The sequence below is a fragment of the Acidimicrobiia bacterium genome, from assembly GCA_041393965.1.
Taxonomy (GTDB): Bacteria; Actinomycetota; Acidimicrobiia; order Spongiisociales; family UBA5794; genus UBA5794.
In genome coordinates this window covers 404858-427862 of the sequence record JAWKJB010000003.1, presented here as the reverse complement: position 1 = coordinate 427862, position 23005 = coordinate 404858, and the positions used below count along the sequence as shown (strand labels likewise).

Annotated in this window: 21 protein-coding genes and 1 tRNA gene; 13 read left to right on the top strand and 9 right to left on the bottom strand. The window is 63.9% G+C overall.

Annotated features, from left to right (window positions below):
* Positions 1 to 242 precede the first annotated feature (242 nt).
* The 7 genes from R2823_10770 (at position 243) to R2823_10740 (ending at position 8297) form a co-directional block, all read left to right on the top strand.
* Complete coding sequence (locus R2823_10770; GenBank protein MEZ5176664.1) at positions 243 to 1376, top strand: PEP/pyruvate-binding domain-containing protein; 1134 nt, start codon at positions 243 to 245, stop codon at positions 1374 to 1376.
* Positions 1377 to 1454: 78 nt separating this feature from the next.
* The gene (locus R2823_10765; GenBank protein ID MEZ5176663.1) at positions 1455 to 3275 is read left to right on the top strand and encodes a PEP-utilizing enzyme; all 1821 of its coding nucleotides are present in this window, start codon (positions 1455 to 1457) and stop codon (positions 3273 to 3275) included.
* Positions 3276 to 3407: 132 nt separating this feature from the next.
* Positions 3408 to 4208: an IclR family transcriptional regulator gene (locus R2823_10760; GenBank protein ID MEZ5176662.1), complete on the top strand. Its 801-nt coding sequence runs from the start codon at positions 3408 to 3410 to the stop codon at positions 4206 to 4208.
* 35 nt (positions 4209 to 4243) lie between these two features.
* A complete protein-coding gene (locus R2823_10755; protein MEZ5176661.1) occupies positions 4244 to 5671 on the top strand; it encodes a UbiD family decarboxylase in 1428 nt (475 codons plus the stop codon).
* On the top strand, positions 5668 to 6510 hold the full coding sequence (locus R2823_10750; GenBank protein MEZ5176660.1) for an HAD-IIA family hydrolase: 843 nt from the start codon (positions 5668 to 5670) through the stop codon (positions 6508 to 6510). The genes R2823_10755 and R2823_10750 overlap by 4 nt, the downstream gene beginning before the upstream one ends.
* A gap of 10 nt (positions 6511 to 6520) precedes the next feature.
* Positions 6521 to 7084, top strand: coding sequence for an isopentenyl-diphosphate Delta-isomerase (gene idi / locus R2823_10745; GenBank protein MEZ5176659.1), 564 nt, complete (start codon positions 6521 to 6523; stop codon positions 7082 to 7084).
* Positions 7085 to 7154: 70 nt separating this feature from the next.
* On the top strand, positions 7155 to 8297 hold the full coding sequence (locus R2823_10740) for an acyl-CoA dehydrogenase family protein (protein MEZ5176658.1): 1143 nt from the start codon (positions 7155 to 7157) through the stop codon (positions 8295 to 8297).
* Here R2823_10740 and R2823_10735 read toward each other — a convergent pair.
* Positions 8290 to 9303, bottom strand: a complete 1014-nt coding sequence (locus R2823_10735) for an enolase C-terminal domain-like protein (GenBank protein MEZ5176657.1) — start codon at positions 9301 to 9303, stop codon at positions 8290 to 8292. The genes R2823_10740 and R2823_10735 overlap by 8 nt on opposite strands.
* Before the next feature lie 117 nt (positions 9304 to 9420).
* Between R2823_10735 and R2823_10730 the strand changes: the two genes are divergently transcribed.
* A complete protein-coding gene (locus tag R2823_10730; protein MEZ5176656.1) occupies positions 9421 to 10350 on the top strand; it encodes a DMT family transporter in 930 nt (309 codons plus the stop codon).
* Here the strand turns inward: R2823_10730 and ppdK are convergent.
* Positions 10335 to 12938, bottom strand: a complete 2604-nt coding sequence (gene ppdK / locus R2823_10725) for a pyruvate, phosphate dikinase (GenBank protein ID MEZ5176655.1) — start codon at positions 12936 to 12938, stop codon at positions 10335 to 10337. The two genes, R2823_10730 and ppdK, sit on opposite strands and share 16 nt — an antisense overlap.
* A gap of 111 nt (positions 12939 to 13049) precedes the next feature.
* Positions 13050 to 13334: a hypothetical protein gene (locus tag R2823_10720; protein MEZ5176654.1), complete on the bottom strand. Its 285-nt coding sequence runs from the start codon at positions 13332 to 13334 to the stop codon at positions 13050 to 13052.
* A 120-nt stretch (positions 13335 to 13454) separates the two neighbouring features.
* Between R2823_10720 and R2823_10715 the strand changes: the two genes are divergently transcribed.
* The 3 genes from R2823_10715 (at position 13455) to R2823_10705 (ending at position 16130) form a co-directional block, all read left to right on the top strand.
* The gene (locus tag R2823_10715) at positions 13455 to 15320 is read left to right on the top strand and encodes a PQQ-dependent sugar dehydrogenase (protein MEZ5176653.1); all 1866 of its coding nucleotides are present in this window, start codon (positions 13455 to 13457) and stop codon (positions 15318 to 15320) included.
* Positions 15321 to 15571: 251 nt separating this feature from the next.
* Positions 15572 to 15793: a CopG family transcriptional regulator gene (locus R2823_10710; protein MEZ5176652.1), complete on the top strand. Its 222-nt coding sequence runs from the start codon at positions 15572 to 15574 to the stop codon at positions 15791 to 15793.
* Positions 15786 to 16130: a type II toxin-antitoxin system VapC family toxin gene (locus R2823_10705; protein ID MEZ5176651.1), complete on the top strand. Its 345-nt coding sequence runs from the start codon at positions 15786 to 15788 to the stop codon at positions 16128 to 16130. Before R2823_10710 ends, R2823_10705 begins: the two co-directional genes overlap by 8 nt.
* A 302-nt stretch (positions 16131 to 16432) precedes the next feature.
* Here the strand turns inward: R2823_10705 and R2823_10700 are convergent.
* Positions 16433 to 16505, bottom strand: a tRNA-Asn gene (locus R2823_10700).
* Between the two features lie 98 nt (positions 16506 to 16603).
* On the opposite strand from R2823_10700, the gene R2823_10695 reads away from it, so the two are divergent.
* Positions 16604 to 16867 (top strand): YtxH domain-containing protein, encoded by a 264-nt coding sequence (locus R2823_10695; GenBank protein MEZ5176650.1) that lies wholly within the window; start codon positions 16604 to 16606, stop codon positions 16865 to 16867.
* On the opposite strand, the gene rpoD is transcribed toward R2823_10695, so the two are convergent.
* The 5 genes from rpoD to recO form a co-directional block, all read right to left on the bottom strand.
* Complete coding sequence (rpoD, locus tag R2823_10690) at positions 16846 to 17979, bottom strand: RNA polymerase sigma factor RpoD (GenBank protein MEZ5176649.1); 1134 nt, start codon at positions 17977 to 17979, stop codon at positions 16846 to 16848. The two genes, R2823_10695 and rpoD, sit on opposite strands and share 22 nt — an antisense overlap.
* Positions 17976 to 19745 (bottom strand): DNA primase, encoded by a 1770-nt coding sequence (gene dnaG / locus R2823_10685; GenBank protein ID MEZ5176648.1) that lies wholly within the window; start codon positions 19743 to 19745, stop codon positions 17976 to 17978. Before dnaG ends, rpoD begins: the two co-directional genes overlap by 4 nt.
* Positions 19746 to 19813: 68 nt before the next feature.
* Positions 19814 to 21121 (bottom strand): glycine--tRNA ligase, encoded by a 1308-nt coding sequence (locus R2823_10680; protein ID MEZ5176647.1) that lies wholly within the window; start codon positions 21119 to 21121, stop codon positions 19814 to 19816.
* A 34-nt stretch (positions 21122 to 21155) separates the two neighbouring features.
* The gene (gene uppS, locus R2823_10675) at positions 21156 to 21914 is read right to left on the bottom strand and encodes a polyprenyl diphosphate synthase (protein ID MEZ5176646.1); all 759 of its coding nucleotides are present in this window, start codon (positions 21912 to 21914) and stop codon (positions 21156 to 21158) included.
* Positions 21907 to 22626, bottom strand: a complete 720-nt coding sequence (recO, locus tag R2823_10670) for a DNA repair protein RecO (protein ID MEZ5176645.1) — start codon at positions 22624 to 22626, stop codon at positions 21907 to 21909. Before recO ends, uppS begins: the two co-directional genes overlap by 8 nt.
* 73 nt (positions 22627 to 22699) lie before the next feature.
* Between recO and R2823_10665 the strand changes: the two genes are divergently transcribed.
* Complete coding sequence (locus tag R2823_10665; protein ID MEZ5176644.1) at positions 22700 to 22981, top strand: 4a-hydroxytetrahydrobiopterin dehydratase; 282 nt, start codon at positions 22700 to 22702, stop codon at positions 22979 to 22981.
* The last annotated feature ends 24 nt before the right edge of the window (positions 22982 to 23005 follow it).

Below are 23005 nucleotides of genomic sequence, written 5' to 3'. Positions count from 1 at the left end.
GCCGTTCGCCGCCTCCCTCGTCGCCTTCGGGCGTGCCGGTTGACGCCGTCAATCCCGCGCGTTACGGTTCTGTATCAAGAATTAGGTTCTATGACGCGAACAGATCATGAGTTCTGGTGCTTCTGCATCATGCGTCGCCCTCCAAAGCGCCGATTCCACCTCGAGCGCCCAAACACGGGGCCGCTGCGGGTTCGTCTCGCCCGGAATACGGCACTCACGCCGGCGCCGGGATCGTCCCGATCATGACCATCGACAGCAGGTATGTGCTGCGCTTCGAGGATTGCCTCGAGGACTGTGTCGCGCTGGTCGGTGGGAAGAGCACCGGCCTCGGGAGCATGATCCGCGCCGGAGTCCCGGTACCTCCCGGGTTCGCCGTGACCACCCATGCCTACAAGGCGATGCTCGGCGACAACGGGCTCGAACGAGAGATCGCCGCCCTCCTCGAAGGAGCCGACTCCGACGATGTCGAAGGGCTCGACGACATCAGCACCAAGATCGGCGACCTGATCATGGGCGTGCCGATGCCCGCTGAAGTCGAGTCCGTCGTCAGGGAGGCGTACGACGAGCTCACCTCGCTGTGCTCGAGTGGGAATCGCACGGACGATCTCCCCGTGGCGGTGCGTTCCAGCGCCACCGCAGAGGACCTCCCCGGCGCCAGTTTCGCGGGACAGCAGGACACCTTCCTCTGGGTGGTCGGCGGCGACGATGTCATCGGATTTGTCAAACGCTGCTGGGCGAGTCTTTACACGGCGCGTGCCATTGCCTATCGCATGGAGCGTGGATTCGCGCACGAGAGCGTGTACATGAGCGTGTGCATCCAAAAGATGGTCAACGCACGGGCAGCAGGGGTCATGTTCACCCTCAATCCGATCAACGGGGATCGCTCGAAGGTGGCCATCGACGCGAGTTGGGGTCTCGGGGAGGCCGTCGCTTCCGGGGAGGTGACACCGGACAACTACCTCGTGGACAAGATCGCGATGAAGATCGCCCGTCGCACCGTGTCACCCAAAGCCATCGAGTATCGGGCGATTCCGTCCGAGCGACGCGTCACAAAGACCGATGTGCCAGCCGAACGCCGTGAAGCTCCATGCCTCTCCGATGACGAGATCCTTGCCTTGAGCCGCCTCGCTCGCAATGTCGAGGCCCACCACCTGTGCCCGCAGGACCTCGAGTGGGCCATCGACGCGGACCTCGAATCGCCGAACAATGTTCTCCTCCTCCAAAGCCGACCCGAGACCGTCTGGAGCACCAAGGACCGCAAGCAGGTGTCGAGGGGTGACAACTCGACGATGGACTACATCGTTGCGAACCTCCTCACCGGTGTGCGGGTGCGGGCCGGTGACCCGGGTTCGGCGAAGAGCAGCAGTGGGCACTGAGACAGGGGTGCGATCAGCGCACCGGAAGCAAGAGGATCGGACACGAGCGCCGGCTACGGCGAGATGGGAAGAGCACGCATGACCGAGACACGATTCCCGAACCCATTCGAGGTCCCGACGCCGGAGGGTTGCGAGGGATGGGAGGACCTGTATCCCTACTACTACCTGTTCAGCGAAGAGCGCAGGGAGTTCGACGAGTCGAAGTTCTGGTTCTTCGACGGTATGCATCATCCCGAGGTTCTGTATCCGTTCGACACGATCACCTCGGAGAGCTGGTGGGTTGCCCTCGGGGAGATGAACAGCAGGGTCTACATCGTGCCGCCCGCACTCGGCATCGACCATCGGGTACTCAACGGAAGGCTGTACATCAGCGCAAATGCGATCATGGACGAAGCGGTGGTGGGCGAGCGTGTCGCACACTTCATGGAGCGCGCCGGGTACTACTACGAGCACTGGGACGAGCTGTATGCGAAGTGGCAGGACAAGGCGCGCGAGACGATCGAAGAGCTCAAGGCCGTCGAGGTCAAGCCGCTCCCTGAGATGGAGGATCTCGAGGTCGTTCAATCGGGCCGCGGGCTGACCTCGGCGTACGACCTGCTGGTCGCGTACAACCGTGTCATCGAGAACATGCACAAGATCTGGCATCTCCACTTCGAGTTCTTGAACCTCGGCTATGCGGCGTACCTGACCTACTTCGGGTTCTGCAAACAGCTGTTCCCCGACATCCCGGACCAGGTCGTCGCCCAGATGGTTGCTGGCATCGATGTGCTGTTGTTCCGGCCGGACGCCGAACTGAAGAAGCTCGCGAAGAAGGCCGTTGAACTCGGCGTTGGGGATGCCCTCAAGGACGCAGACGATCCCGCCGCAGCCATCGAAGTGCTCGAAGAGTCCGATGCCGGCCAGCGCTGGATCGCTGAACTTGAGAAAGTCAAGGACCCGTGGTTCTACTTCTCGACCGGCTCCGGGTTCTACCACCATCACAAGACATGGATCAACGACCAGACCTTTCCCTTCACGGGAATCGCCGACTACATCCGCAAGATCGAAGCCGGTGAGAGCATCGAGCGGCCCATGGACGATGTCATCGCGGAGCGGGATCGCCTGTCCAACGAGTATGCATCCCTGCTCGACGGTGACGATCTCAAGAACTTCAACGAGCAGCTCGGGCTTGCACGGACCGTGTTCCCGTTCATCGAGGACCACAACTTCTATGTCGAGCACTGGCATCACGCGGTGTTCTGGAACAAGATGCGTGAGTTCGGTGAGATCTTCGTCGATGCTGGCTTCTTCGAGGAAGTCGACGACATGTTCTACCTGCACCGCTTCGAGGTCCAGGCGGCTTTGTACGACCTCCTCGGGTCCTGGGGGGTCGGGACACCGGCGAGGGGGCCCGGTTACTGGCCGAAGGAAGTCGCACGGCGCAAGGAGTTGTTTGCGAAGTTGGCCCAGTGGAAGCCACTCCCTGCGCTCGGCGAGCCGCCGGAGGTCGTCACGGAGCCGTTCACGATCATGCTGTGGGGTATCACGACGGACTCGATCCAGAACTGGCTCGGCCTCGAGGGTGGAGCCGACGCCGAGTTCGACCTCACGGGCTTCGCCGGGTCCCCCGGCTCGGTCGAAGGTGTGGCGCGGGTGATTCTCAACGCCGACGATCTCGGTGCGGTGCAGGACGGCGAGATCCTCGTCTGCCCGATCACCAACCCGAGCTGGGGTCCGGTGTTCTCCAAGATCGCAGCGGCCGTGACCGACATCGGCGGGATGATGTCCCATGCATCGATCGTCTGCCGGGAGTACGGCGTCCCTGCGGTGGTCGGAACGGGCTTCGCGACCCAACGGATCACAACGGGACAGCGCCTTGCCGTCGACGGCTCTGCAGGGACCGTCAAGATCCTCGATTGACGATCAACGGTCCGATTTGACGGTGGTGAGCCGATACGGTACGGTTCTGTAACTAGAACAGGGTTCTATGACGCGAACGAATCAGATCGGCTCCCCCGCCTCCATCATCCTCGATCGCCGAAGGCGGCGGCCGTGGTAGCAACGGTCTCGGCGGTCGAGCGCGCGATCCAGATCATGCGGGCGTTCGAGCATGAGGACGAGTACAGCCTCACCGAACTGGTCGGGTTGTTGGGACTCAACAAGAGCACCGCGTTCGGGATCCTCCAGACCCTTGCAGAGCACCGATTTCTGACAAGGGACGAGCACACGCTTCGGTATCGCCTCGGACCGGCGCTCATCCGGCTCGGGTTCCTCGCCCACGAGCAGACCGATGTGCGTCGGATCGCGACGCCGTACATGGAGTCAATCGTGAGGGAGCTGCGCAAGTCGGTGCTTCTCGGGACCTTCCACCACGATCAGCTGACGATCATCGACAAGGTGGATCCCGTCGGAAGCCTCCATGTGTCGGCGGCGATTGGCCAGAGGATCCCGTTTTCGGCTGGTTCGTTCGGTCGGGTGTTCCTCGCTTGGCTTCCCGAGGCACGAGTCGACGAGCTCATCGCGACGCATGGTCTGGAGGCATTCACGCCTGCCTCGATCACGGATCCGAACGAGTACAAGGCCGAGTTGGCCCTCGTGCGTGAACGCGGCTACGCGGTCGACGACACCGAGGAGTACCTCCTCGGTGTGCGGGCCGTGTCGGTGCCACTCATGGGGATCGACGGCGTCGTCGCTGCGCTGACGATCGTGGGATTCACCTCGCGCAGCGGCGATCAACCAGGCGAGCTTGCCATCAAGGCAGCGCTCGCAGCATCGAAGGCCATCTCAGAGCAGCTCGGAGCGGACGATACGGAACAAGAAAGGACTGAGGGCACGAAACCAGCCAGCGAGTGAGCGCGACGATTCGGCGCGCCGAAAGGAGACGACACATGCCATTTGACGACTTGCGATCATTCATCGAGCGACTCGATGCCGAGGGACAACTCCATACGATCGACCGCGAGGTCGACTGGAACCTCGAGCTGAGCCATGTCGCGAAGCTGAACGAGGAACGACAGGGGGGCGGTTCCGCGCTTCTCTTCAACAATGTGAAGGACTACCCGGGCAAGCGCGTCTTCACGAGCGCCTTGACGGCGCGTGAGCGTCTCGCCATCTCCCTCGACATGCCACAGGACACAAGCCTGATGAACCTCTCCCAGGAGTGGGTTGATCGGATCCACGGAAACCTCGTTCCGCCCAAGGAGTTGGATACGGGCCCGACGAAGGAGAACATCCTCCTCGGCGATGACGCAGATATCCTCAAGATCCCCTCACCGTGGTTCTACCCGGGAGACGGTGGCCGCTACTTCGGCACCGCTGGTTATCTCATCACCCGGAACCTCAAGACGGGACGCCTGAATCTTGGGACCTACCGGGCGATGGTTGGCGACAGCCAGGAACTGTGCATCTACATGATCAAGGCCAAGGACGGCGAGATCGACTTCCGCGACTACCAGGAGGCCGGTATCCCGATGCCGGTTGCCTATGTGTCGGGCGCTGACCCGACCCTGTTCCTGTGTGGGAGCACCCTCTTCGGTCTCGAAGAGAGCGAATACGATGTCGCTGGCGCCCTTCGTGGATCGCCCGTCGAGGTGGTCAAGGCCGAGACCTCTGACCTGCTGGTGCCCGCAAGCGCCGAGTGGGTTGTCGAAGGCGAGATCGTCCCCGGCGAGGTCCGCAGCGAGGGCCCGTTCGGTGAATACACCGGTCACTACTCGGGAAAGGGCGACGAGGAGCAGTACTTCATCCGCGTCAAGGCCATCACCCACCGCAACGATCCGATCCTGTGGTCGACGACGGTCGGACGGCCAACCACCGACACCCACATGGTGATGAGCGTCAACCGGACCGCTTCGCTGTGGAACGACCTGCGACGGATGCAGATCCCCGGTATCACGGCCGTGTACGGTCCACCAGCGTCCGCAGGCCGGATGCTCGCCATCATCTCGATGAAACCGATGTATCACGGCCACTCGACCCAAGTCGGGCTCGCTGCGTTCGCATCGACGACAGGAAACTACGGATTGAAGACGGTGATCCTCGTCGACGACGACATCGATGTCGAGAACATGGATCAGGTGATGTACGCCCTCAGCTTCAAGTATCAGCCCGAGTTCGGGACCCAGATCCTGCGTCGGGGCCGCTCGACGCCGCTTGACCCGTCGCTCCCGCGTTCGGATCGATTCATGACCTCTCGTGTCATCATCGACTGCACAACGCCGTACGAGTGGGGCGATGACGAGCGCCCGGCGAGAATCTTCCTCGACGACGACATGGCAGCCCATGTCAAGGAGCACTGGGACGAGTACTTCGGATGAGCGAGTCGTCTGACGACAACCCGCGACCGAACGCTTCGAACGGACGCATTGAAGGCATCATCTTCGACATCGACGGCACCGTCGCTCGGGGGCGCCAGGTTCTTCCTGGCGCCCTCGAGACCCTTGCCCAACTCCGCAATCGGAGCGTGCCGTTCGCGTTCTTCACGAACGACAACTCGATGACGGTTGGGACATGGATCGAGCGACTCGGAGACATGGGGATTCCCGCCGAGCGCTCCGAGATCGTGACATCGGCCATCGTCGCAGCGGAGGTGATGGCGGAACTGCACGCAACGAGTCGGATCCTCGGGGTCGGCGACCCCGGCCTGCTCGAAGCCCTCACGGAACGGAACCTCAACTTCGTCGGTTTCGACTCGACGGAGCCGGTCGATGCGGTCGTGATGGGACGAGATTCGAACTTCGATCCGCAACGGCTCAACGCGGTGTGCCAAGCGATCTGGGGAGGAGCCGAGTTCTTCGCAACGAACTACGACCCGCGACTCCCGGTTGCGGGCGGCTTTGCTCCAGGGACAGGGGCCATGGTCAAAGCGGTGGCCTACGCCACCGGCCAGGAACCGATCGTGACCGGAAAGCCCTCCCCGTGGTCTGGGAAGATGGCGGCACGGGTCCTCGGCGTGCCTCCCGAACAGGGCCTTGTTATCGGCGACCAGATCGCAACGGATATCGCGATGGGTCGCAACGCCGGGATGCACACGGTGTTGGTCCTCACCGGCACGGCGAAGGCCACCGACCTCGACGGCGTGTCCGAGGCGGAGCGGCCCCACACCGTGCTTGAGAGCATCGCCGACCTGATCCCGTGGCTCGACGAACACGGGTGAGCTCCGGCTCATGTCGACCGGGGAAGAGGTGACCTCGCCGACTGATCGCGATCTGGTCGTGCTCGTGGACCCCGAGGACCGCGATGTCGGGGTTGAGCACAAGATCATCGCACACTCCGGACCAGGGCTCCTGCACCGCGCCGTGTCGGTTTGTTTGTTCGATACCACCGGTGCGGTGTTGCTCCAACGGCGCGCGCCGACCAAGTACCACTTCGGCGGCCTGTGGTCGAACGCCTGCTGCACCCACCCGATGCCGGGTGAAGCGCCAGCGGAAGCGGCGGCGCGTCGGGTACGGGAGGAGCTCGAGGTCGCCTCACCCGACCTTGTGCCGTGCGGATCGTTCACCTACCGAGCAGATGATCCACAGTCTGCGTTCGCCGAATGGGAACTCGACCATGTCTTTGCGGGGGTGCTCACCGACGACCCGGAGCCGGACCCGGCAGAGATCGCGGAACTCCGATGGTTCGATTGCGATGCCGCCGATCTGGCACCGTTTTGTGGTGCGATGTTCACACCGTGGCTTGCGGCGGTTCTCAGGACGGCACTGCCGCGCGTCGATCCCTCTGCGGGCTGATCACACAGGTGGTCCACCCGGCAGCGAAGGACCCGACCGTCGTATCATGCCGGCGACCACGGGAGCTTCGATGGATTTCAGTCTTACCGCCGAACATGATGCCCTTCGGGCGATGGTTTCCGACTTCGCCGAGACGAGGATCGCTCCCCATGCTGAGGCGTGGGACCGCGACCACTATTTTCCGATCGATGTTGTCAGAGAGATGGGTGACCTCGGGCTCTTCGGCATCACCGCAGACAGGGAATGGGGCGGTGCAGGCGGGGACTTCACGAGCCTATGCATCGCGATCGAGGAGCTCGCCCGTGTCGATCAATCGATGGCGATCACGCTCGAGGCAGGGGTCGGTCTCGGCATCAACCCGATCCACGAGTTCGGATCGCCTGAACTCAAGGAGCGGTGGCTGCCGGACCTCGTTGCGGGGAGAGCTCTTGCGGGGTTCGGCCTGACCGAGCCCGGCGCAGGTTCCGATGCGGGCGCAACCGCGACACGGGCGGAGCTCGACGGGGACCAATGGGTGATCAACGGCGCAAAGGCCTTCATCACCAACTCGGGGACCGACATGACCAGCCTCGTGACGATCACCGCACGGACCGGACCCGACGAGATCTCCGCGATCGTCGTTCCGTCCGGCACCCCGGGGTTCATCGTCGAACCCCCGTATCGGAAAATGGGGTGGCGTGCCTCTGACACCCATGGCCTCATCTTCGACGAGTGTCGAGTTCCGGCCACGAACCTGCTCGGGGACCGCGGCAAGGGCTTCAACCAGTTCTTGTCGACCCTCGACGACGGACGCATTGCGCTCGGTGCGATGGCGGTGGGGGTGCTCCAATGCTGTCTCGAACAGTCGGTTGCGTACGCGAACGAGCGCGAGTCGATGGGCAAGCCGATCGGTTCGTATCAGGCGATCGCGTTCAAATGCGCCGACATGGAAGTCATGACCGATGCCGCGAGGCTCCTCGTGTATCGCGCGGCGTGGCTCAAGGACAGCGGGCTGCCGTTCAAACAGGAGGCGGCTGTCGCCAAGCTCTATGCCACCGAGGCCGCGATCAGCGCGACCAGGGACGCGACCCAGGTCTTCGGTGGTGCGGGCTTCATCGACGAAACGCTTGTCTCACGACAGTACCGCGACGCCAAGATCCTTGAGATCGGGGAAGGGACCTCCGAGGTTCAGCGGCTCGTCATCAGCAGAGGCCTTGGACTACCGGTCAATTGAGAAGGTTCCTGAGGTCGTAGGCGCCGATCCGAAAGCGGTCGAGCACCGACTCGTCCGGAACGAGGCCGATGCCGGGACCGGCGGGAATCTCGACCGATGCGTCGACCACCCCCACCGCGGCGACATCGCGCTGGAGGAACCAGTCGGCTGGTGCCACATCGGACACGAACGCATCCCGGTGGGCCGCGAGCAGGTTGCTGTATGCGCGTCCGATGCCGGATTCGAGCAGGCCCGACGCCCGCCATCGCTTCCCGGCATGTGACGCCGCACGGGCAGCGTCGACCGCCCCGACGATGCCGAGACGAGCGGGCTTGAGGACAAGGCCGTCGATGTGGTCCGTGGCGGCGATGGCAGCCGCATCGGCGATGGTCCTCACCGACTCGTCAGCGAACACCGGAGCGTCGATGTTTGCGTGTACCCGGTCGACAAGCGCCCGATCGGTTAGGTCACATGGCTGTTCAATGAAGGCGAGGTCTGCCTCGCGCAGGACGAGGAGTTGCTCGATCGTGGTTCCGTCGAACGACCCGTTGGCATCGACGCCGATCACATGGTCTGGGAATGCCTCCCGGATGGCGCGGACATGGTCGACCTGTCCCGGTGCGACCTTGATCTTGAACCGGGTCACGCCTCGACTTGACGCTGTCTTCACATCCTCGACTGCCATGTCCCCGTGTCCAACGGCCAGGCAGATCGGAACCGTCGTGCGCTCGATCCCGAACTGGCGTCCGAGCGGTTGTGCTGCCTGCCGTGCACTGAGATCGGCTCTCGCGAGCGACACGGCCGTGTGAAGGAGCGGGCTCGCCCGTCCGGATTCGGCGGCGGCGATCAGCGACGCGATGGGTGGGTCGAGGCTCGGATACGGCGATGCCTCCCCCCATCCTGTGTTCGAGCCGTCGCTCAGCTCGACGAGGCCGATGTGTCGTTCCGTGATCGTCGTGGCTGCGTTCGTGAACGCGGCACGGAGTGGCACGACGAGATGGTGGAACGAGAGGGACAGCTCTGACATGGTTTCCTGTTCGAGTTTCCTGTTCGAAGTGGGCGCACCCTACCGCACCGCAGGATCCCTCCATCGATGGCGCCGCATGCTCACACGGTAGGAACCGCGACTCGCCATCCTGATGTGATGGAGCAGGCACGGTCAGCGCGCGAATCGGTCGAGGGCACCCAGCCGGGTGGGTTTCGGCCCTTCGACTGGGGACACATCGCACTCACCTCGTTGATCTTCGGATCGGCTTTCCTCTGGATCTCCATCGCGTTGCGTTCGCTGTCGCCCGGGGTGATCGCGTTCACACGGGTCGTCCTCGGCGCTGGCGCGATTGCGTTGTTCCGTTCGGCCCGGATCCTGCCGGCCCCAAGTGATTGGAGCCGTGTGGTCGTTGCGGCACTCGTCGGGCAGGCCGGTCCGTCGCTGCTGTTCGCCATGGCCGAGGAGCGGATCTCGTCGTCGCTGACCGGCATGCTCGTGAGCGGCATCCCGGTGTTTGCGGCCGTCCTCGCGGCGCTCCTGACCCGAACCAGGCCATCGGGTGGCCGCGTCGCAGGGCTCACCCTCGGGTTCACCGGCATCGCTCTGTTGGGCCTTCCCGCCCTTGGCGAGTCCACCGCAAGCGCCGTGGGCGTGGGCATGGTTATCTCCGCGACCATCGGCTATGCGGTCGCGGCCGTGTTCTACGCCCCGTTGCAGCAGCGCTACGGAGCCAACGCGGTCGTCCTGTGGACCCTCAGCATCGCAGCCGTCGCCCTCGCACCGTTCGGCATCGTGGGTGCCGGGGATTCCTCACTTGCCGTCAAGCCGATCGCGGCGCTCGTGATCCTCGGTGTCGTCGGGACCGGATTCGCCCGTTCGCTGATGGTCGCGGCATTTGGGAGGCTCGGAACTGTTCGCGCCTCGATCATCTCGTATTTGATCCCGATTGTCGCCCTCGTGCTCGGGGTCGTGGTCCTCGACGAGACCGTCGAGTGGATCCAGATCGCCGGGGCGCTGGTCGCGATAGCCGGTGGATGGCTCCTTTCCCGCGGGCGGACAGGACAAGCGGTTCAGTCGTCCACCTGAGCGGTTGCAAGCCTTGCGAGTGGCACCCGGAACGGAGAGCACGACACATAGTCGAGACCGATCTGTGCGAAGAACGCAACCGATGCAGGGTCCCCTCCGTGTTCACCACACACACCGATCTTGATCGTCGGGTTCGCCGCGCGGGCCCGTTCGGTCGCGATACTTACAAGGGCGCCGACCCCGTCGATGTCGAGCTCGACGAAGGGATCGGCTGGAATCAGGCCCCGTGTCAGGTAGCCGGGCAGGAACCGGGACGAGTCGTCCCGGCTGAGGCCGAGCGTTGTCTGGGTGAGGTCGTTGGTGCCGAAGCTGATGAAGTCTGCTTCTGCCGCGATCTCGTCCGCGATGAGGGCTGCCCTCGGAAGTTCGATCATCGAACCCACCGCGAACGGTACCGATTCCCCGAGCTGGTCGAAGACCCCTTCGGCGGTGGAGTCGATCATCTGCTTCTGGTCCCGGTACTCGGTCACATATGCAACGAGCGGCACCATGATCTCGGGGTGCACCTCGACGCCGTTCCTCCGTGCGATGATCGCAGCGGTGAGGATGGCCCGCGTCTGCATCGCGGTGATCTCGGGATAGGTGACGCCGAGGCGAGCCCCGCGATGGCCGAGCATGGGATTCGCCTCAACGAGACGGTCGGTCCGGTCGAGGAGTCCTCGCAGCTCTTCGACCCTCCCCGTCCGATCCTCGCCGTTGCTCGGAGCGAACTCGAGCCGGAGCAGTTCCTCGACGGTCTCGTCGCGGTTGGGGAGGAACTCGTGTAGCGGAGGGTCGAGAAGCCGGATCGTGACGGTGAGCCCGTCCATGGCCGTGAAGATGCCGACGAAGTCTTCTCGCTGGTATGGCTCGAGGACCTCGAGGGCTGCGATCCGGGCGTCGATGTCGGCGGCCATGATCATCGCCCTGACCGCCTCGATACGGTCCGGAGCGAAGAACATGTGTTCGGTACGGCACAGCCCGATCCCTTCGGCTCCGAAGTCGCGGGCCCGAGCAGCGTCTGTGGCGGTGTCGGCATTCGCCCTGACACCGAGCGTACCTTCTTCGGCGGCCCACGCGAGCAGGGTCGCGAAGTAGTCGTCCTGGACCGCATCGACCGTGGGGACGGCGCCGAGGTAGACGACTCCGGTGGATCCGTCGACCGTCACGACCTTCCCCGCCTTGACCGTCAGACGGTCGGTCGAGACCGTCTGCTCGTCATCGTCGATGGTGAGGTCTTTGCATCCGACGACACAGCACATTCCCATCCCGCGGGCCACAACCGCAGCGTGGGAGGTCATGCCGCCCCGTGCAGTGACGACGGCTTTCGATGCGACCATGCCGTGGAAGTCGTCGGGACTCGTCTCGTCGCGGACCAGCACCACATCGTGGCCCTCGGTGGCGAGTCGTTCGGCGTCATCGGCAGTCAACGCGATGATCCCCGAAGCTCCGCCGGGTGACGCCGCTAGCCCTGTGGTCAGCACGACATCGTCATCTGACGCCGCAACCACGGGATGGAGCAGCTCGTCGAGCTCACTCGGGCGTACTCGTGCGACGGCCTCTGATCGGGTGATGAGCCCCTCGGTTGCCATGTCGACCGCGCACCTGACCGCGCTCCGTCCCGCTCGTTTCCCTCGGCGCGTTTGCAACATCCACAGCTTTCCGTTCTCCACCGTGAACTCGATGTCTTGCATGTCTCGTTCGTAGCGCTCGATGCGCCGTGCACAGTCCTCGAGATCGCGGTAGGCATCCGGCATATCCTGCGCGAGGGCAGCAACCGGAAGCGGTGTCCGAAGTCCCGCAACGATGTCCTCACCCTGGGCATTCGGGAGGTACTCCCCCCACAGGCTCGGTTCTCCGCTCGTGGGATCCCTCGTGAAGACAACCCCCGTCCCTGAACGGTCACCGATGTTGCCGAACACCATCACCTGCACATTGGCCGCGGTGTACAGATCGTCGCGGATCCCGTTCGCCGCGCGGTAGTTGACGGCCCGACGGTTCATCCACGATCGGAAGACGGCTGAAACGGACTCTCTGAGCTGGGTCGTCGGATCCGTGGGAATCGGCTCTGTCGCGCTGGCAACGATCGTCTTGAGCTGTTCGACCGCCTCGCGTGGTTCGGCGCTGATGTCGTGGAGGACCGACGAGTCCATGCCGAGCACCACATCGGCGTACATCTGGAGAAAGCGTCGGTACGCATCCCATGCGAACCGTTCGTCGCCGGCCAAACGGCCGAGGCCAGTGGCGGTCTCGTCGTTCATGCCGAGGTCGAGGATCGTGTCCATCATGCCAGGCATCGACACCGCCGAGCCGGATCGGACCGACAAGAGCAGCGGGTTGGCAGGGTCGCCGAACCGCTTCCCCGTCTCGGCTTCGAGTTGCGTGACGGCGTCGGCGATCTGGGACCAGACCTCATCGGAGATGGCACCGTCCGTCGCGTAGTACTCGCGGCATGCGGCAGTGGTGATCGTGAACCCAGGCGGGACCGGGAGGCCGATCTGGGTCATGGCGGCGAGCCCTGCGCCCTTTCCCCCAAGGAGGTCCCTCTTGGTCTCGTCAGCGTCCTTGAAGCTCGCGACCCATTGCGTGTCCCGACCCGTGTCTGTCATCTCCCACCGAGTCTACCGGTCGGCCGGAGCACCCCGAATGGACTCAGGGCACCGACGCGATGCGGAGCGGCCGGAAACGGCCGCCCCACATCAGTTCACTCGGTTCGTTGCTCAGGTTGGCTGTTGCACCTGGCAGTCCTCGGAGAAGCCGCGCTTGGCCGCAGGTCCCGCCTTGCCGTCGTAGCCGTCGACCTCCTGATCATCGGTCTGATGCTTCGAGACCTTCTGATTCCCGTGTCCCTTGTCCCATCCGTTGCTCACATGAACCAAAATGATGGGGTTGGTCTCCGAATGGGTGTGGTGGCACACCCAAGTCTTGTCGGCCTTCGCCGCCGCCGGCCCGGCGATGGCCATCAACGCAAGCACCAAGGCGCTGACGATTGCTAGCTTCCTCATGTCGCTCCCTTCCGTCCGCCCGTACGGGGCGAACACCCACAGTGAGCTTAACAGCACAATGCGTGGGTGTTGACGGTTAGTGTCGGATGGGACACAGCGTCGGCAGGTCTGGGAGAGAACATGCGAAGGCTCGCAACCGCCACAGCGATGTTGATGACGATCGTGACGGGGACCGCAGCCGTGGCGGTCGCCGACGACACCGTGGGGCTCGTTGACCCGGCGACCGGGATTTGGAACCTCCGCAACGACGCGGGGCACACCCACTCGTTCTACTACGGGAATCCTGCCGACACGCCGTTTGCGGGCGACTGGGACTGCGACGGCATCGACACGCCCGGCCTGTATCGACAGTCCGATGGGTATGGGTACCTACGGAACGCCAACACCCAAGGCATCGCCATTATCTCGTTCTTCTTCGGTAACCCGGGGGACATTCCCATCGCAGGGGACTTCGACGGCGATGGCTGTGACACGGTATCGGTGTACCGGCCGTCGGAGGGCCGCGTGTACATCATCAACAGCATCGGGGATGGCGATGAAGGGCTCGGCGCCGCAGAGGTCGCCTACTACTTCGGAATCCCCGGCGATGTTCCGTTCACCGGAGATTTCAACGGCGACGGGATTGACACCGTTGGCCTCTACCGGCAGTCGACTGGTTATCTGTATTTCCGCAACTCGCACACTCAGGGGGTCGCCGACTATGAGTTCTACTTCGGAAACCCTGGCGATCGGTTCGTCGCCGGGGGCTGGACCGGGGCCGGCATCGACACACCCGGCGTGTTCCGGCCGTCGAACTCGACGGTCTATCTCAAGTACACGAACTCCCAAGGCAACGCAGACGAGTCGTTTCCGTACGGCTCGGGATCCATGCTTCCGGTGGCGGGCACCTGGGGAGACATCCCCGCGATCCCCGACCTCGCACTCGAGCCCTACGCATCCGGGTTCACCGCTCCGATGCTCGCCACGGCCCCTGCAGGTGACGACCGGCTGTTCGTTGCCGAACGCTCCGGTGTGATCAAGGTCGTCGAGAACGGGACGGTGAAGGCAATGCCGTTCCTCACCGTCGCCGGCGTCTCGATGTGTGGCGAGGGTGGCCTCCTCGGCCTCGCTTTCCATCCTTCCTTTGACACGAACGGACGCTTCTTCGTCCACTACACGGCCCCCCTCGGAAGCTCGCTCCAGAGCCGGATCGTCGAGTACCACGCAAACCCGGCCTCCGATGCCGCCGACACGAGCCCCGTCAGGACGATCCTGACCGTCGACCAACCGCGGTGCAACCACGACGCCGGATCGATCGCGTTCGGTACCGACGGCAACCTGTACATCCCATTCGGCGACGGCGGCAAGCAAGGCGACCCGGACGGCAACGCCCAGAACCCGCACACCCTGCTCGGTTCGGTGGTCCGCATCGATGTCGACGGCGGCGTCCCGTATGCGATCCCCGCAGGGAACCCCTACAACGGCACCAACGGTGCTCGGGAAGTGTGGGCGAACGGACTTCGGAACCCATACCGATCATCGATCGATCCGGCGACCGGCGATCTGTACATCGGGGATGTCGGATACAACTCGTGGGAGGAGATCTCCGTCGGCAAGGCCAGTGTGGCGGGGATCAACTACGGCTGGAACATCGTCGAAGGGCCCGAATGCTTCAATCCACCATCGGGCTGTTCAAAGGCCGGGCTCACCGCACCGGTGGTGTGGTATCCGAACCACAGTTCCGGCCCGGTGTCGGTGGTCGCGGGGCCGGTGTACCGCGGTTCGGCGATCCCGAACCTGAGCGGTACCTTCTTCTATGCGGACTTCTTCGACGGGTGGGTCCGATCCTTCCGACTCCTCGGTTCTACCGCCACCGATCACCGCGACTGGTCGGCAGCGTTCGGCGATGTCGGCAACATCTCCGGATTCGGTGTCGACGGCGCCGGCGAGGTCTATGTGGTGTCCATCAGCGGCACGGTCTCCAAGGTGGTCCCTGGATCCGGCTGATTGCCTGTGGTCTTTCGGCGGATCGGCGCCCGAGCGAGGATCCGAGTCCCGGGCCGATGAATTCTCGCTCACAGAGAGAGGGTCGGAGTTTCCGGAACCGCTTCAGGAAACCGCGGCTCAGGGCATTTGGCGGCTTCAGGGATGGGACTTGACCCATGACAAACGGATGAACAGTCCACGCTGTTCAGTGATGCGGACGCTCCCGCTCGGGAACACTTGATCTGGACGGAATGGTGCTGTATATGTGCTGTATGTCAGCAACTCGTACCCAGGTATACCTCACCGAAAAGCAGCGCCAACGCATCGACGCCCTCGCCGAGGCCGATGGCGTGACCATGACGGAGATCATTCGGCGCGCCGTCAACTCATACCTCGAAGACAAGACACCCGATCCCAAGCTTGCGCTGGCTGCCACATTCGGGGCGGTACCAGACGCCGCCGTGCCGAGCCGGAACGAATGGGATCGTGGCTGACATCCTCGTCGACACCGACATCTTCATCGACCACCTCCGAGGCGCTCACCAGCTTGCTCCCGGCCGTCACCGGCTCCACTACTCGGTCATCACCCGAGCTGAGCTCTACGCTGGCAACACCGCCTCCAATCTGGTCAGCACACTTCTTGCACCGTTCCGGGAGATCCCGGTCGATCGCGCGGTAGCCGAACGCGCCGGGCGGATCCGACGAGAGAGCGGCATCCGTCTCCCCGACGCCCTCATCGCTGCAACCGCAATCGAACACCGTCTGGGTTTGGCCACCCGGAATCGATCTGGCTTTGAGCCGGTGCGGAGCCTCCGTATGAGAGACCTGTGAGTGCCGAAATGCGTGGTTCGTGCTCCGGGGTGATAACGCACATACTGGGTGATCGGGTGCGCCCCAACAGCCCATGGCTCCGTCAGATATCCCGGCAACCGGCAAGCCCCTCGACGGACAGGTGTGCCCAATGCCGCAGGGCTGTTCACCGTTATGGTGAGCGGGCAAGATCTGCATTCGGCGGGCCCAGACCCCTCCGGCTTGCGTCGGCTGCGTCGGCCGATTACTGCCTGGTCAACAGGGGTCTCGTTGCGGTTCCGGGGGTGGGACTTGGCGAAAACCCTTGCGGTCGAGATCCGCGGCTCCGGGGGTGGGACTTGAACCCACGACAAACGGATTAACAGTCCGCTGCTCTGCCAACTGAGCTACCCCGGAACGATCCACCGGTCGGTGAACGGCGCTGAGGATACCAAACGGCCCCTCCAATCTGGTCGCAGCGACACGCAGGCACGACCCGTGTGGGACAATCCAGCATGAGGTTCAGGACGGGAGTCATCGTCGGGTTCGCCGTTGGGTATGTCCTTGGCGCCAAGGCAGGCCGTCGACGCTACGAACAGATCATGGCGGCCTTCGATCGTGTTCGTTCCAGCGAATCGGTTGGAAAGGCGACGCGAGCCGCGGAGCGTCGCACGCGTACGCCGAGAGGAGTCGCCGGGAACGGGCTCGTCAACGCAGCTGAGACGATCAGAGCCAAAGCCTCGGCGGCCCCGCAGGATCAGAGCGAATCCTCAAGGTAGTCGCTCAGTTCCCTTCCCTTTGCGGGCTGTCGCAGCTTCGCAAGTGCCTTCGTCTCGATCTGGCGGATTCGCTCCCTCGTCACATCAAAGTGGTTTCCGACCTGCTCGAGGGTCCTGACGCTTCCATCATCGAGACCGAACCGCATGACCAAGACCTGCCGCTCACGCTCGTTGAGCGACTCGAGTGCCAGACCGAGGTACCCCTGGAGGAGCTTGAACGCCGCGGCCTCGACCGGGACATCCGCATCAAGATCCGGCACGATGTCGGCGATCGTGCCGTCATCGTCCTCGCCGATGGGAGTCTCAAGCGAGACAGGATCCTGCGCGATACGGCGGAGTTCGGTCACCTTCCCCGATTCGATGTCGAGCTCGACCGCAATCTCCTCGATCGTCGGCTCGCGTCCGAGTTCTTGGCTGAGGAGTCGCGAGACGGTCGCGAGCTTGTTGATGGTCTCGACCATGTGCACCGGCACACGGATCGTGCGGGCCTGGTCGGCGAGCGCCCGCGTGACCGCCTGACGGATCCACCAGGTCGCATAGGTCGAGAACTTGAAACCCTTCCGGTAGTCGAACTTCTCGACGGCACGGATCAGCCCGAGGTTCCCCTCCTGGATCAGGTCGAGGAGACTCAGGCCCCGACCCACATACTTCTTTGCGATCGACACGACGAGGCGCAGATTCGATTCGGTCAGCCGTGCCTTCGACCGCTCCCCGTTGCGGATCTGGCGTTGCAGCAGGATTCTGGCTCCGGGGTCGAGCGGAACCCCGGATGCGAACTGCTGCTCGGCCCGCTCGCCTGCTTCGATCTGCATGGCGAGCTCGACCTCCTGCTGGGCGTCGAGGAGCGGAAACCGGCCGATCTCCTGGAGATACATGCGGACCGGATCGGAGACATGCACGAGTTCGTCTCCCGACATCGCTGTGTCCGACAAGGCGTCCTCTGACGAGTCACGCACATCGATGTTGCGCTCCCGCAGTGTCAGCACCGTGGCGTCGAACGCCTCAGCCGGAGCCTTGGCGTCCTCGAGCTCCTGCTGGACCTCCCCCACGAGCAGAAACCCGCGCTGTCTGCCACGCACGGTCAATGTGTCGATGATGTCCCTGTCGGTCAATCCGCGCTCCTGAGATCCCTGCGGCGTTGTTGTAACGCTATCAAGCGAGCCCACAGTTCCGAAGACTTCTGTTCATCGGCGTGTTCGTTCGCCGTCTGGAGCGATGCCTCGATCTGTGCGATCTCCCCCTCGATGCGGTTCACCGTCAGCCACGCGACCAGTTCGGCGGGATCCGCCAACGGCGTTTCGTCGAAGGCGAGCTTGCGAAGCAACTCACCGACCGCGGACTCGTCGCTCCCGATCGCGCTCCCGAGATCGGGTGCCTGCCCCGGGGCGAGCTCGGCGACCAGCGGCGCAACCACCGCATACGCCGCGACCGTGGAACGGTTCGCGAACAGGTCGGCCGTGACCTCGACACCGGCAAGGCGTTCATCGTTGGCAAGAAGTGAACGCAGGAGCTCCAACTCGGTCGGGTAGGTGGCCGTGGGGTGTTCCTCGGATGCTGCCGACGCGGGAGCCTCCTGCGGGGCTCCCGGTCGTGACCCTCGGACATCACGCAACGCCTGTTCGATGAACTTGACATCGACACCGGTACGGCGGCTGACATGGACCGCATACTCGTGGCGTGCGACAGGATCCGGATGCAGCGCGATGACAGCTGCCACGGCACGCACGGCACGCGACCGGGCCTCCGGCTCGTTCAGCTCGTGCTTGTTGAGCTCCGTGTCGATCCGGAACAGCAACAGCGGTGTCGAGGTCGTGATGGCTTCGTCGAGCTCGCCGATCCGGCCGCTTGCGACAACATCTGCGGGGTCCTTCCCCTCCGGAAGCATCGCCACCCGAAGGTCGAGGTCACCGGGGACCGACCGTTCGAACCCGCGCAGTGCCGCACCGACGCCCGCCTCGTCGGCGTCGAAAGCAAGCACCACACGCTCCGAGAACCGCCGAAGCAGGTCAAGGTGACCCTCGACGAGGGCGGTGCCGCATGTCGCAACGGCGATCGGAAGGCCCGCCATGTGCATCGCGATCACATCCGTGTAACCCTCAACAACAACCGATTCGCCGCGTCGGACGATGTCGGACTTCGCCCGATGCAGACCGTAAAGGAGTCGGGACTTGTGGTAGATGGGCGACTCGGCGCTGTTGAGATACTTCGGACCGTCCCCGTCGAGGATCCTCGCCCCGAAACCCACAGGGTCGCCGCGCAAGTCGTGGATCGGGAACATGATGCGTCCCCGGAAACGATCGATGAGGCCCCCGCGGCTCGACCTCGTCGCGAGACCGGCGGTCGTCATCACATCGTCCCTGACGCCTCGGTCGCGCAGATGCTCGACAAGGGCGCTCCACTCGTCCGGCGCGTAACCGAGCGCGAACTCTTCCACGACCGGTGCGTCATAGCCTCGGCCCCTCAGATAGCTCCTTGCGCCGCCAGCGTCCGAGGCCGACTTGAGGCGCTCGGCGTACCATGTCACCGCATGGGTCATCGCCTCAACGAGGCGTTCGCGGCGGCTCCGCCGTCGTGCGGCCTGCGGATCGACGGTGAGCGTCACGCCTGCCCGTCGTGCGAGGAACTCGACAGCGCCGGTGAAGTCGACTCCTTGGGTCTCTTGCACCCATCGGTACACATCGCCCGACTTGCCGCATCCGAAACAGTGATAGAGGCCTCGTGCCCCGTCGATCGACATGGACGGCGTCTTCTCCGAGTGGAAGGGGCACACCGCCATCGTCGAGCGTCCCGACCGCTTCACCTTGGTGACCTCTGCGGCAAGCTCGACCAGGTCGGTCTTGTCTCTCACGAGGTCGATGTCGTCGCGTGAATACGCCATGGGACGAAGATACCGGATTGCCGCGAGCCCGGTTCAGCGACGATGCCGCAAGTCCGCCACGGGTCGGGTCAGACGACGAGCCGGTCGGCGAGGTATGCCTCGAGGTTGTCGATCGGGATACGGTCCTGCGCCATCGTGTCGCGATCCCTGACCGTCACCTGGCCGTCATCGAGGGAATCGAAGTCGACGGTGACACAGTACGGCGTCCCGATCTCGTCTTGTCGGCGGTATCGCCGTCCGATGCTCTGAGTGATGTCCACCTCGATCTGCCACCGCGCCCGAAGCGGCGCAGCAACCCGCTCGGTCGTATCGACAAGGTCGGGCTTCTTCGACAGGGGCAGCACCGCAACCTTCACCGGCGACAGCCTCGGGTCGAGCTTGAGCACCACTCGTTGCTCTCCGTTGACCGCTTCGGTTGTGTACGCGTCGATGAGGAACGCGAAGGTCGTACGGGTCGCGCCGCCAGCCGGTTCGATCACGAACGGGACGAACCGCTCCTCCGTGTCAGGATCGAAATAGGTCAGATCCTCGCCGGATCGTTCGATGTGGGCCTTGAGGTCGAAATCGGTTCGGTTGGCGATCCCCTCAAGTTCGTCCCAGCCCCACGGAAACCGATACTCAACATCGAAGGTTCCGGCCGCGTAGTGGGCGAGCTCGTCCGCATCGTGCTCGCGAAGCCGAAGGTTCTCTTGGGTCATGCCGAGATCGAGGTACCACTGGTACCGCGTCTCGATCCAATCCTGGAAGGTGGCGGCTGCTTCGTTCGGGTGGCAGAAATACTCCATCTCCATCTGTTCGAATTCCCTTGTGCGGAACACGAACTGGCCAGGGGTGATCTCGTTGCGGAAGGACTTACCGATCTGGGCGATGCCGAAGGGAAGCTTCATCCGCGCGGTCCTCCGCACATTCTGGAAGTTGATGAAGATGCCTTGCGCCGTCTCCGGGCGAAGCCAGATCCGGTTGTCACGCGACTCGACCGGGCCCATGTGGGTCTCGAACATGAGGTTGAATGCCTTGGGCTCGGTGAAGCTGTCGCGGCTGGAACAGGCCGGGCATTGGTTCGGATCGTCGAGCTTGTCGAGCCGATGGCGGGCGTTGCATTCCTTACATTCGACGAGGGGATCCGAAAACGAATCGGCATGACCCGAGGCGATCCACACCTCAGGCGACTGAAGGATGGCACTGTCGAGCCCGACGACATCGTCCCGGAGCTGCACCATCGACCGCCACCACTCGTTCTTGACATTGCGGAGCATCTCGACGCCGAGCGGCCCGTAGTCGTATGCGCTCCTCAGGCCCCCGTAGATCTCCGAGGACTGGAACACGAAACCGCGCTTCTTGGCGAGGTTCACGATCGTATCGAAATCCGTTGGCATGCCTACCCCTTCCGACTGCCGGGGTCGTCGGATGCTACCGGCCCGGACCTTGCAAGGATGCATCCTCGGCGCCGCCGAATCGGCGTTCACGGGCCCTGAACTCGGCGATGCACCGTGCGAGCTCATGCCGGTCGAAGTCTGGCCACAGCACCGGCGTGAACACATACTCAGCGTATGCAGCTTCCCACAGCAGGAAATTCGAGGTCCGCTGCTCGCCGCTTGTGCGGATCACGAGATCGGGATCCGGCATGTCAGGGAGGTAGAGGGCTGCTTCGACGGTGTCGTCGTCGATGGTGTCCGGATCGAGTGCGCCCGCCGCCACCGACCTCGCGATCTCGCGTACGGCATCGACAATCTCCGTGCGGCCGCCGTAGTTGAAGGCGAACACCATCGACATCGCCGTGTTGGAGGCGGTGAGTTGCTCAGCCGTGGCCATCCGCTCGAGCAGGACCGGGGGGATCCGTGGGTCGTTTCGGTCGCCGGAGAACAGCACCCGCACTCCGAGTTCGTGCAGCTCGTCGCGGCGCCGTTCCAGGAGGTCGACATTGAATTGCATCAAGAACTCGACCTCGTCGGGATCCCTCGACCAGTTCTCGGTCGAGAAGGTGTACACCGTCAACCATTCGATGCCGAGGTCGAGCGCACCGTGGACGACATCGAACAAGGCGGGCTCACCGGCGGCGTGGCCTTGCGTTCGGTGCAAGCCACGGGCATTCGCCCATCGTCCGTTCCCGTCCATGATGATCGCGACATGGGCAGGGACGGCGACGCCGTGGCGGGACGGCTCAGCCACGCGGACCGGTGAGCGTCTTGAGCTGCCGCTCGAGGTGGTACTCCATGAACCGTTTGGTGATCCCGAGCGCCTCCCCCGAGAGAGACCCATCCGCCTCCGGGAGCGATGCGAGGTCGGCGTGGGCGACCCCTGCGAGGTACTCGACGACACCAGCGCGCAGCGCGAACGATCCCGGTGCGCGGCAGGTTTCGCAGACCGATCCTCCGGCCTCGAAGCTGAACCGGCGCAGACCACCGGTCCGGCCGCAGCCCGAGCACGAATCGAATGCAGGGGCGACGCCCACGATGTCGGCCGCCTTGAGCAGGAACGCCGTGACAAGGTCGGGGTGCGGTGGCCCATGATCCAACACGGTGAGGCCCCGTTGGAGCAGGAGAAACATGCGCAGAGACGGGTCATCCTCTGCGACGACGGCGTCGACGACCTCGATCATGGTCCCTGCGGCGAGCACGCGGTCGAGGTCGTTGCGTATCTGTGGGAACCCGTTGATGACCGAGACCTGCGTGATCGTGTCGAGGTTCTTACCCTCATACAGCACGATGTCGACATGAGTCATCGGCTCGAGACGACCGCCGAACCTGCTCTTGGTCTTGCGAACGCCTTTGGCCACGGTGCGCAGCTTCCCGTGGTTGGGACTCAACAGCACCACCACCCGATGGGACTCGCCGAACGGGTAGCCCCTGAGGACGATGCCTTGGTCGGATCGGAGCGCCATCGGAGAAGTCTACCGTTCGCCGTTCACCGTTCCCGGTATCGGCGACTCCAAGGGCGAACGGTAGACTGCTGGCATGCGGTTGTCGGAGTCGGAGCGAAACAGGTTCGCTGCTGAGCACCCCGAGTGGGATCTCGAGGGTGAGGAGATCGAGAGAACCTACGAGTTCGATGGCTTCCCGTCCGCGGTCGCGTTCGTGACCGAATGCGCCTTCGCTGCCGAGCAGGCCGACCACCACCCCGACATCGACATCCGGTGGAACAAGGTCACGATGACCCTCACGACGCACTCCGAATCCGCACTCACCGCCCGCGACACCGATCTGGCTGCCAGATTCGACTCGATCGCTGGTAGCTGAAAGGGGTCGGATCGGGGTCGGTCC

What these genes read in the sequence shown, in the direction of transcription:
- R2823_10710 (MEZ5176652.1), top strand. Translation starts at nt 15,572, where the DNA reads ATGTCAGCAACTCGTACCCAGGTATACCTCACCGAAAAGCAGCGCCAA.
- R2823_10665 (MEZ5176644.1), top strand. Translation starts at nt 22,700, where the DNA reads ATGCGGTTGTCGGAGTCGGAGCGAAACAGGTTCGCTGCTGAGCACCCC.
- recO (MEZ5176645.1), bottom strand. Translation starts at nt 22,626, where the DNA reads ATGGCGCTCCGATCCGACCAAGGCATCGTCCTCAGGGGCTACCCGTTC.
- R2823_10730 (MEZ5176656.1), top strand. Translation starts at nt 9,421, where the DNA reads ATGGAGCAGGCACGGTCAGCGCGCGAATCGGTCGAGGGCACCCAGCCG.
- R2823_10680 (MEZ5176647.1), bottom strand. Translation starts at nt 21,121, where the DNA reads ATGCCAACGGATTTCGATACGATCGTGAACCTCGCCAAGAAGCGCGGT.
- R2823_10770 (MEZ5176664.1), top strand. Translation starts at nt 243, where the DNA reads ATGACCATCGACAGCAGGTATGTGCTGCGCTTCGAGGATTGCCTCGAG.
- R2823_10720 (MEZ5176654.1), bottom strand. Translation starts at nt 13,334, where the DNA reads ATGAGGAAGCTAGCAATCGTCAGCGCCTTGGTGCTTGCGTTGATGGCC.
- idi (MEZ5176659.1), top strand. Translation starts at nt 6,521, where the DNA reads ATGTCGACCGGGGAAGAGGTGACCTCGCCGACTGATCGCGATCTGGTC.
- R2823_10765 (MEZ5176663.1), top strand. Translation starts at nt 1,455, where the DNA reads ATGACCGAGACACGATTCCCGAACCCATTCGAGGTCCCGACGCCGGAG.
- R2823_10755 (MEZ5176661.1), top strand. Translation starts at nt 4,244, where the DNA reads ATGCCATTTGACGACTTGCGATCATTCATCGAGCGACTCGATGCCGAG.
- R2823_10740 (MEZ5176658.1), top strand. Translation starts at nt 7,155, where the DNA reads ATGGATTTCAGTCTTACCGCCGAACATGATGCCCTTCGGGCGATGGTT.
- R2823_10715 (MEZ5176653.1), top strand. Translation starts at nt 13,455, where the DNA reads ATGCGAAGGCTCGCAACCGCCACAGCGATGTTGATGACGATCGTGACG.
- R2823_10735 (MEZ5176657.1), bottom strand. Translation starts at nt 9,303, where the DNA reads ATGTCAGAGCTGTCCCTCTCGTTCCACCATCTCGTCGTGCCACTCCGT.
- ppdK (MEZ5176655.1), bottom strand. Translation starts at nt 12,938, where the DNA reads ATGACAGACACGGGTCGGGACACGCAATGGGTCGCGAGCTTCAAGGAC.
- R2823_10750 (MEZ5176660.1), top strand. Translation starts at nt 5,668, where the DNA reads ATGAGCGAGTCGTCTGACGACAACCCGCGACCGAACGCTTCGAACGGA.
- dnaG (MEZ5176648.1), bottom strand. Translation starts at nt 19,745, where the DNA reads ATGGCGTATTCACGCGACGACATCGACCTCGTGAGAGACAAGACCGAC.
- R2823_10695 (MEZ5176650.1), top strand. Translation starts at nt 16,604, where the DNA reads ATGAGGTTCAGGACGGGAGTCATCGTCGGGTTCGCCGTTGGGTATGTC.